Below are 1,457 nucleotides of genomic sequence, written 5' to 3' on the forward strand. Positions count from 1 at the left end.
GCGGTCGCCGTGCTCGTGATCGCCTGCCCGTGCGCGCTCGGTCTGGCGACCCCCACGGCGCTTCTGGTCGGCACTGGTCGCGGCGCACAGATGGGCGTGCTCATCAAGGGCCCGGAGGTTCTGGAGTCCACCCGCAAGGTCGACACCGTCGTGCTGGACAAGACCGGCACCGTCACCACCGGCAAGATGACGCTCGTCGGCGTTTTCACAGAGGACCGCACAGATCGTGCAGAACTGCTGCGGCTGGCCGGCGCCCTGGAGGATGCCTCGGAGCACCCCATCGCACAGGCGATCGCCAAGGGGGCGACCCAGGAGGTCGGTTCTCTGCCGACCCCCTCGGACTTCGCGAACATCGAGGGCAAGGGAGTACAGGGGATCGTCGACGGCCACGCCGTGCTCGTCGGCCGCGATTCGCTCCTCGCCGAGTGGTCGCAGCAGCTGAGCCGTGAACTCGCGTCGACGAAGGTCCGCGCCGAGAGCGAGGGCAAGACCGTCGTCGCCGTGGGGTGGGACGGTCAGGCCCGAGGCATTCTCGTCGTGGCCGACACCGTGAAGCCGAGCAGCGCCGAAGCGATCGCTCAGTTCAAGGCGATCGGGTTGACCCCGATCCTGCTCACCGGAGACAACGAGGCCGTGGCCCGGCAGATCGCGGCCGAGGTGGGTATCGAGGAGGTCATCGCCGAAGTCCTCCCGAAGGACAAGGTCGATGTCGTCACCCGATTGCAGCGCGAAGGCAAGGTGGTCGCGATGATCGGCGACGGCGTCAACGACGCCCCCGCGCTCGCACAGGCCGATCTCGGACTCGCGATGGGTACCGGCGCCGATGTCGCGATCGAAGCATCCGACATCACCCTGGTGCGCGGCGATCTGCGCAGCGCGGTCGATGCGATCCGGCTGTCGCGAAAGACACTCGGAACGATCAAGACCAACCTGTTCTGGGCCTTCGCCTACAACGTCGCGGCGATCCCCGTCGCCGCACTCGGAATGCTCAACCCCATGCTCGCCGGCGCGGCGATGGCGCTTTCCAGCGTCTTCGTCGTCGGCAACAGCCTGCGCCTGCGCGGGTTCAAGAGCAGAGCCAAGTGATGACACGCACCATCTCCCTCCACCAGAAGCACTCGAGAAAGGAACCATCCCGCATGACGAACAACACCGAGGCCGCTCCCAGCTGTTGCAGCACAAGCGCCATCAACCCCGCCGCCGCAGGCAACGGCCGCGAGAACCTGTTGACCAGCACAGCAGGCGATGACCTCACCACCTGCCCGGTCATGGTCGGCAACCCGGTCAGCAAGAAGGCCGCGGAGGCCGCCGGCCTCTACCGTGACCACGAGGACGAGCGATACTACTTCTGCTGCGCCGGGTGCGGTCCGGCCTTCGACTCGGACCCCGCCAAGTACGCCGCCCAGATGGCGTGAGCCCGACGCGGGGTTCACGGCGCACGCAGAGGCGCCGCGAAC

2 protein-coding genes are annotated in these 1,457 nt (G+C 67.5%); both read left to right on the forward strand.

The genetic code is table 11. The annotated features are described in order from the left end of the window. Window positions 1-1,086 (forward strand): cation-translocating P-type ATPase (locus KZA10_RS15000; protein ID WP_218683289.1); only part of this gene is annotated, 1,086 nt, incomplete at its 5' end. A 53-nt stretch (window positions 1,087-1,139) separates the two neighbouring features. Next, window positions 1,140-1,415: a YHS domain-containing protein gene (locus tag KZA10_RS15005; RefSeq protein WP_218683290.1), complete on the forward strand. Its 276-nt coding sequence runs from the start codon at window positions 1,140-1,142 to the stop codon at window positions 1,413-1,415. Window positions 1,416-1,457: the final 42 nt, after the last annotated feature.

Origin of the sequence: Microbacterium sp. BF1 (assembly GCF_019279095.1) — a bacterium.
GTDB classification, from domain to species: Bacteria; Actinomycetota; Actinomycetes; order Actinomycetales; family Microbacteriaceae; genus Microbacterium; species Microbacterium maritypicum.